This is a genomic window from Dickeya dadantii NCPPB 898 (assembly GCF_000406145.1).
Lineage (GTDB): Bacteria > Pseudomonadota > Gammaproteobacteria > Enterobacterales > Enterobacteriaceae > Dickeya > Dickeya dadantii.
The window spans coordinates 990,605-997,162 of the sequence record NZ_CM001976.1; the positions used below are offsets into that span (position 1 = coordinate 990,605).

The following is a 6,558-nucleotide window of genomic DNA, read 5'->3' on the forward strand; positions in this document are numbered from 1 at the left end:
GAATGTCTCAGGGCGTGAAGCGGACGTAGCGTTTACGGCATGCTCGGTCAATTAACCCTCTAGATAGATGTATATCTTCGGGCTTTTCTTATAAGCCTGAAGATACAACCAGTAGCAACCACTTTGAGATGGTGTTTACTGGCTTTGCTTTGTATTTGGCATAAACAGAGTGGCGAATCCCAGCAAAGGCAGGAAAGCACACAGTCTGTAAACCCACTCGATGCCATACATATCCGCCAGTTTTCCAAGTCCTGCGGCGGCGAGCCCACCCACACCAAACATCGTACCAAACATGATCCCGGCCACCATCCCTGCACGACCGGGGACGATTTCCTGAGCGTAAACAACAAGCGCAGAGAAAGCCGAAGACAGAATCAGGCCGATAAAAATGGTGAACACGATCGTCCACACCAGGCCGACGTGTGGCAGTAACAGCGAAAAGGGAATGACGCCTAAAAATGAGATCCAGACCACGGCCTTACGGCCAATGCGATCGCCAACCGGTCCGCCGGCAAAGGTCCCCACCGCCACGGCCGCAAGAAACGCAAACAGGCAGAACTGCGCGTGCTCCAGTGGCATGCTGAAGCGGTGGACGAGATAAAAGGTGAAATAGTTGCTCAGCGAGGCAATGTAGGTAAATTTGGCGAGCATCAGAACGCTGACCACAACCAGGGCCTGGGATACTTTCACCCTGGAAAGTTTCTGCATCGGGGCGCTGCCGTGGCGCTTCATGTGCGCCTGGCCGTGCCGGGCGGACCACTGGCTGAGCCTGGTCAAAATGACAATGGCGACAAGCGCACAAAGCATCAGCCAGGCCACAGAAAGCTGGCCATGAGGAATAATCAGCAGCGCGGCCAGCAGAGGACCAAACGCCGAACCCGCGTTCCCGCCGACCTGAAAAGCAGATTGAGCGGTACCAAACTGCCCCCCCGAAGCCATGCGGGCGATGCGGGATGCCTCCGGATGGAATACGGACGATCCAACGCCAACTAGCGCAGCGGCAAGCAAAATCATCATGAAATTTCCGGCAACCGCGAGCAGTCCGATCCCCAGGAAGGTGACCCCCATTCCCGCGGGCAAAAGAAAGGGTTTGGGGTGTTTATCGGTGTAAAGCCCGACCCAGGGCTGAAGCAAGGACGCCGTTATCTGGTACACGAGGGATATCAGGCCAATCTGCGCGTACGTGAGCGTAAAGTTCGCCTTAAGCATGGGATAAATCGAGGGCAGCACGGCCTGAATCATGTCATTACAGCCGTGCGCGAGCGCTGTAGCACCCACGATGCTGACAAGGAACCCCTGAGTGGAGCCGGTCGTTTCTGAGGCGGGGATCGTCGGTGAATGTTCGGGTTCTGTGGAATGCGAAGCCATGTTCTTGTCTCTTTGCAGATGAAGGTAAGTCGGTTTTAATGGTGCGTTTTTTGCTACAGTTGTCCGTAATACCAGTCTTTCACCAGCCAGGACGCCGTCAGCCGGATAATCATAAATGCAGGGCTTTAATCTGAAATGCCAAACAATATAGATAAAGCGCCAAGACACGACGAGACGATCGGGTGGTCTGTGCTTGCCAGAAGCTACCGGCGGGGTGATATCGATCCCCCCCATTATCACGCTGAGGGGCAATTGCTGTATGCAACTCAGGGGGTGATGCTGGTTGAAACGGGTGAAAAGCGCTGGGTGATCCCCCCTCAGCGCGCGCTCTGGCTCCCGGTACTTCAGGAGCACAGCTACAGCCTACTTTCACATACCGAACTCCGCACGATGTACTTCAGCCGCAGCCTCATTGACGCGTGCAGTCGCTTTACCAAAAGCGACGCCGTCCACGTCATCACAGCGACGGCCCTGGTGAAGGAGCTGATTGCCGGACTGTTTAGCGCCGACTACAAGGCAGCAAGCCAGCGGACAATGGCGCTGTTGTTAATGGAGATCCTCAGTGAAGCAGAGCACCGGGTGACCGAACTGCCGATGCCGCAGGACGAGCGCCTGTCCCGGGTGGCCGCCGATCTGCTGGTTAACCAGCGCTGGGCAACGCCAGTGAGCGACTTGGCGGATCTGGCGACCATGTCAGAACGTACGTTCTCCCGGCTTTTTATCCAGGACACGGGGTTCAGCTTCAGAAACTGGAAGCAGCGGGCGCGGATCTGCGTCTCGCTGGATCTACTGTCTGCCGGCGTTCCTATCAAGCAGGTCGCCTATCAGCTCGGATTTTCCTGCCCGGCCGCGTTTACGGCGGCATTCCGCTCTATATTGGGCGCAACACCCGTGATTTTTTGATCTAAATTTTGCCGTTATAGGCCCTCTCAATGAAAGCACGGATAATCAACTAAATAATTCCGCTAGTAACTCATCGTCCTCTTAAGGTCTGTTGAGGTGGACTTCCGCTTCACGCTCTTGAGGGACAACCATACTCAAATCTCCCACATTGCAGGAGATTCGAGTATGAACACGTTACTGTGGAACAAAGACCGTATCATCGGACAAAAAAGACCGCTTCAGATATCTCATATCTGAGGGATCCGAATCAGGCTTGAACTGGAAGGTAAAACGCGCGATCTGGACCTGTTCAATATTGCTTTGGACAGTAAGCTGCGGGGCTGTGATCTAGTTAAACTCAAAGTGTCAGACGTTGCATATGGCAATTCTGTTTCAAGTAGAGCTGGCTTGCTCCCCATTGTATGCCATACAACAGGGAGTAATTTGGTTAGATAGCAAAGGTTTCTAGCGTTTTACCACTTTCCAGCGCAGCAGCGATAGCTTTAGGCGTTCGGCCCTGACCTGTCCACGTCTGTTCGTTGCCGTTTTCATCGGTATATTTGTATTTGGCAGGACGGGGAGTGCGTTTGGTTTTTGCTGTTTTACTGGTAACAACAGCGCCGAACAGTTCAGACGGATCAATACCATCTTCCAGCAGTTTTGCACGTAAGGCTTCAATTTTAGCCTGACGCTCTGCGTTTTGTTGCTGTGCGCTGGCTTCTTCTTCACGCCGGTCTTCAACAATGGCGGTCAGTTTTTCCAGCATTTCTTCCAGTGTTGGCAGATCGGTCTCACGAGCCTGAGCACGAAGGGTGCGAATGTTATTTAATATTTTTAGGGCTTCACTCATTATCATTTATCCTGAATGTTGAACGTCATAAACATCATACTATAAACGATAAAATAAAGCAGATACTATAAATTTGCTTGATGCCTGATTATCCGTTTTTGTAAGTTTATATTTCTCGTTCTTGAACTGTTTTTTATTTTTGTTACTTGAATGGTATGTGAAAATAGAAAGCGCGATAAAAAAGATAATTAATCTGGAAAATACGGCGACAATATTGACAGTAATATCGGGAAAATCCTGTTTTTCCCATTCCATGCTTATGAACGGGTTCTGTTTGTTTACAATATCAGCAGGCAACTTATTAAAAATCAAATAAACTTTGCAGTTGAATCTCCAACCCGGCAGCAATCACCCCAATCACTTCCAGAGTCGGATTCCTAACACCCCTCTCAATGCCGCTGATATAGGTGCGATCCAAACCGCACTTGTCGGCGAAGGCTTCCTGGGAGAGCCCTGCCTGTAAGCGAAGCGTTTTTACACGTTGCCCAAAACGGGCGGTGATGTCTTTTGTATTTTTCATGCCGATAAGCATCATCCCATGTTGCTTATCAGACCACGGACGATGAGTCACATATGAGCTACTTCGTCGATTTAATCGATAAGGTCCAAAAATCAGGCTGGATCGCGGAATACGAAGAGTGTGGTGAGATCGGTATGCAATCCAGTCGCAAGAATATAGAGCACTTCAAGCGTTGGGTTTCTCACCCCTCGCTCAATGCCGCTGATGTAAGTTCGATCCAGCCCGCACTTTTCAGCGAAGGCTATCCTGAGATAGCCCCGCCTGCAATCTGAGCGCTTTAACACGTTGTCCCAGCAGGGTTTTGACCGAATCGGATGTTTTCATGGCATAAGCATTCTGTTTTGGTGTTTATAAGTCCACGGACTATTAGTCACAATTCGGGGCTCGTGTTACGATGTGACTTATCGTCAATAATGAGGAAGGAGGGCGTATGGAGCAACATGACTGGCATCCTGCGGATATCATTGCGGGTTTAAGGAAGAGGGGAACAACGCTGGCGGCGGTTTCGAGAGAAGCTGGGCTGGCTTCGTCTACGTTGGTAAATACGCTGGTGCGGCATTGGCCTAAAGGTGAGCGCTTGATCGCCAACGCGTTGAATAAACGGCCTGAAGAAATCTGGCCTTCGCGGTATCACGACCTCAAGCGCACGCCGAGTGGGGAAGGGAATTCGGAGTGAGGGCGACTTCCCTGATAAGAATGACGTTATTCGTCGTGGTAAGAGTTTTTAAAGTCCGGATGAGGTGTTAAGGCCGATTTTCAGGGGCCTGGCTGCATTGTGATTACCGTGCTGGATATCCACGCACTGTGGCAAGACCTGCACGCACTGAGTATCGCGCCGTTTGAAGAGTACGCCGTCACGTACTGGCTGAACCGCTTTCCGGGCGGGCCGGATGTGGCAGGGATGGAGAGCGGGCAGGGCAGTAAGTCACCGGTACTGAGCGGCAGGTAATAATAAGCCGTAAGGATCGTTGGGATCGCTTCCGGCTTATTGTTTAAATAACTACATATCTTTCTTTTGCAAAACCGACAGGCCAATGACCTGAGTAATAAATCTCAGTAATCCTTTCCCATCTGTTACCAAGGGAAAAATATCTCTCTGTAATAAGTTGCCTAAACGCAAAACAAATTGCATTTCTCGCTGCAACACTAAAATCATGAGGAGAAGAGATAAAATCAGCTTTATTAAGCTCTCTTGTTGCAGAAATCACATATTTATTTATCTCTTTACGTAATTCAATGAGATCTTTTGGATTGGCTTGTTTCTTATAAAATGGATCATCTTGAGTGGGTGAAGTCGGAAGCCATTCGGTTTTTTTATAGAACCCTTTAAAATCAGTATCTGATGGCTCAATGAATACTTTTCTTACATTTTCAATGAGTATCACATCTCCTTCATGGAGGTTGTTAACCCCCATGAGAGAGAAAAAGCTAGCAGCTTCTATTTTTTTTATCTCTTCAGTTATATCAACCATATGGCAGCCTTAAATCGGTTATCGTTCCAGGGGGTAAAGCTTTGCGTCCTTGTTGAATCGTTGTGCGAAGCGTTCCTCCGGCAGCATGAGGGCCGGGTATTCCGGGAAGTGAATGGTTCGGCAATGTTCCATTTGTTGGCATTAAATTCCACCATTTATTTGCACCACCACTCTCCAGCGGAATTATATGATGTGGTGTAGCTCCTTTCGGCCACGTCATCCCCATATTGGCCTCCCATTGTTTCATTAGGTAATCTTGAGTTTTCACAAACTCTTTTCTAGCTATTTGGTTTTGGAAAGCGCTACGCCTCTGGATTACTGGAAGATTGTTTCGCAGTATTTGTGCTTGTTTTGATGTAATACTTCCACCCGGTGAAGCAACTTTATTTGCATCTTTTATTATATCGTCAAGTACAGAGCACCCCGCCAACCCCAGCGGATCGATCCAAGTTGAAGGATTCGGCGCGTAAGCGTAGTTATTTTCCCCGCCCAGCACCCCTATCGGGTCTGGCGAGACATAACACCCACCGGCCGGGTCGTAGTACCGGAAGCGGTTATAGCACAGCCCGCTTTCGCTGTCACGGAGCTGCCCGGCGAAGGCCAGACCGGGGTCCGGACTTTCCGATTTTTCTGCCTGCCGCTGGCCCCACAGCGTGGCCTTCGGCGCCTGCCAGCGCAGGGTGCCGTCCTGCGCGAACAGCGCCTGCGGCGTACCGTTCTGGCTGCTGGTCACAAAATCCGTTTCCCAGTCGCCGCCGGTATGCTGGCGCTGCTGCACTACCAGCTCCCAGCCGTTGTAGACCCAGTGGCGACGCTGTATCAGTTGGCCGTGGCGGTAGTGGCGGATTTCCGCTATCTGGTCGCCGTCCCACTGATAGCGGGTCTCTTCGGCTTTCTGGTCACAGCGTTTGCCCACCCGGCGGCCGAACGGGTCGTAACGGTACAGCCAGCGCTCGCCGGTCGGGGTATCCACCACCCGTAGCTGGTTGCGGCTGTCCCAGCGGTACTGCCACACCTGCGGACGGTAGCCCGGCTGCACCACCTGTTTACGGATAAGCCGTCCGGCCCTGTCGTACTGGTAATGGGTGTCATCGTGCTGAACCAGTCGGCCAGACTGCCACTCGGTGAGGCGGCCTGCCTCCTGCGGCAGGCCGCTGCGGGTGTAGTGAAAGCGGGCGGTGGTGTCCACCGGTTTGCCCGCACCACCGCTTAACACCTCCTGCACCCGGCCGGTGGCATCCAGACGATAACCTTCGGCATCGCGGTTGTGACGCACCCCGGTCAGGTTACCGGCACCGTCGTAGCGGTATTCCCGCGTCTGCGCTGCCAGCAGGTGGCCGTCCTGCTGTGCGCCGCTCATCTCCCGCGTCAGCCAGCCCATCACGTCGTATTCCCGCTGCTGGACAAAGCCGCTGCCGCCGCGGCGATGTGACTCGCGGCCCGCCGCGTCCTGGGTCAGGGTCAGG

General features: G+C 52.1%; 8 protein-coding genes and 2 pseudogenes. 4 read left to right on the forward strand and 6 right to left on the reverse strand.

All coding sequences use genetic code 11. The features are described 5' to 3' along the window. Positions 1-135 precede the first annotated feature (135 nt). Positions 136-1,368, reverse strand: a complete 1,233-nt coding sequence (locus tag DDA898_RS04905) for an MFS transporter (protein ID WP_038910408.1) — start codon at positions 1,366-1,368, stop codon at positions 136-138. 135 nt (positions 1,369-1,503) lie between these two features. Between DDA898_RS04905 and DDA898_RS04910 the strand changes: the two genes are divergently transcribed. Together DDA898_RS04910 and DDA898_RS22080 are read left to right on the forward strand one after the other, a co-directional pair. Beyond that, entirely contained in the window at positions 1,504-2,271 is a 768-nt protein-coding gene (locus DDA898_RS04910) for an AraC family transcriptional regulator (protein WP_038910409.1), read from the forward strand. A gap of 165 nt (positions 2,272-2,436) precedes the next feature. Then, positions 2,437-2,664, forward strand: a pseudogene (locus DDA898_RS22080) (recombinase); the annotation flags it as partial. Positions 2,665-2,698: 34 nt separating this feature from the next. Here DDA898_RS22080 and DDA898_RS04915 read toward each other — a convergent pair. The 3 genes and pseudogenes from DDA898_RS04915 to DDA898_RS22085 all read right to left on the reverse strand — a co-directional run bounded on the left by DDA898_RS04915 (position 2,699) and on the right by DDA898_RS22085 (position 3,944). After that, complete coding sequence (locus tag DDA898_RS04915; protein WP_038910411.1) at positions 2,699-3,100, reverse strand: H-NS family histone-like protein; 402 nt, start codon at positions 3,098-3,100, stop codon at positions 2,699-2,701. Between the two features lie 301 nt (positions 3,101-3,401). Further along, on the reverse strand, positions 3,402-3,620 hold the full coding sequence (locus tag DDA898_RS04925; RefSeq protein WP_038912444.1) for a helix-turn-helix domain-containing protein: 219 nt from the start codon (positions 3,618-3,620) through the stop codon (positions 3,402-3,404). Between the two features lie 92 nt (positions 3,621-3,712). Next, positions 3,713-3,944, reverse strand: a pseudogene (locus tag DDA898_RS22085) (helix-turn-helix domain-containing protein). Positions 3,945-4,050: 106 nt separating this feature from the next. On the opposite strand from DDA898_RS22085, the gene DDA898_RS04935 reads away from it, so the two are divergent. Both DDA898_RS04935 and DDA898_RS23380 read left to right on the forward strand, forming a co-directional pair. Beyond that, on the forward strand, positions 4,051-4,296 hold the full coding sequence (locus tag DDA898_RS04935; protein ID WP_038910416.1) for a helix-turn-helix domain-containing protein: 246 nt from the start codon (positions 4,051-4,053) through the stop codon (positions 4,294-4,296). Positions 4,297-4,395: 99 nt separating this feature from the next. Continuing rightward, positions 4,396-4,569 (forward strand): hypothetical protein, encoded by a 174-nt coding sequence (locus DDA898_RS23380; protein ID WP_159077862.1) that lies wholly within the window; start codon positions 4,396-4,398, stop codon positions 4,567-4,569. 43 nt (positions 4,570-4,612) lie between these two features. On the opposite strand, the gene DDA898_RS04940 is transcribed toward DDA898_RS23380, so the two are convergent. Continuing rightward, positions 4,613-5,092 (reverse strand): hypothetical protein, encoded by a 480-nt coding sequence (locus tag DDA898_RS04940; RefSeq protein ID WP_038910417.1) that lies wholly within the window; start codon positions 5,090-5,092, stop codon positions 4,613-4,615. Continuing rightward, the coding region (locus DDA898_RS04945; RefSeq protein ID WP_038910419.1) for an RHS repeat-associated core domain-containing protein at positions 5,085-6,558 on the reverse strand (1,474 nt) is incomplete at its 5' end. The genes DDA898_RS04940 and DDA898_RS04945, both read right to left, overlap by 8 nt.

What these genes read in the sequence shown, in the direction of transcription:
- DDA898_RS04905 (WP_038910408.1), bottom strand. Translation starts at nt 1,368, where the DNA reads ATGGCTTCGCATTCCACAGAACCCGAACATTCACCGACGATCCCCGCC.
- DDA898_RS04910 (WP_038910409.1), top strand. Translation starts at nt 1,504, where the DNA reads ATGCCAAACAATATAGATAAAGCGCCAAGACACGACGAGACGATCGGG.
- DDA898_RS04915 (WP_038910411.1), bottom strand. Translation starts at nt 3,100, where the DNA reads ATGAGTGAAGCCCTAAAAATATTAAATAACATTCGCACCCTTCGTGCT.
- DDA898_RS04925 (WP_038912444.1), bottom strand. Translation starts at nt 3,620, where the DNA reads ATGAAAAATACAAAAGACATCACCGCCCGTTTTGGGCAACGTGTAAAA.
- DDA898_RS04935 (WP_038910416.1), top strand. Translation starts at nt 4,051, where the DNA reads ATGGAGCAACATGACTGGCATCCTGCGGATATCATTGCGGGTTTAAGG.
- DDA898_RS04940 (WP_038910417.1), bottom strand. Translation starts at nt 5,092, where the DNA reads ATGGTTGATATAACTGAAGAGATAAAAAAAATAGAAGCTGCTAGCTTT.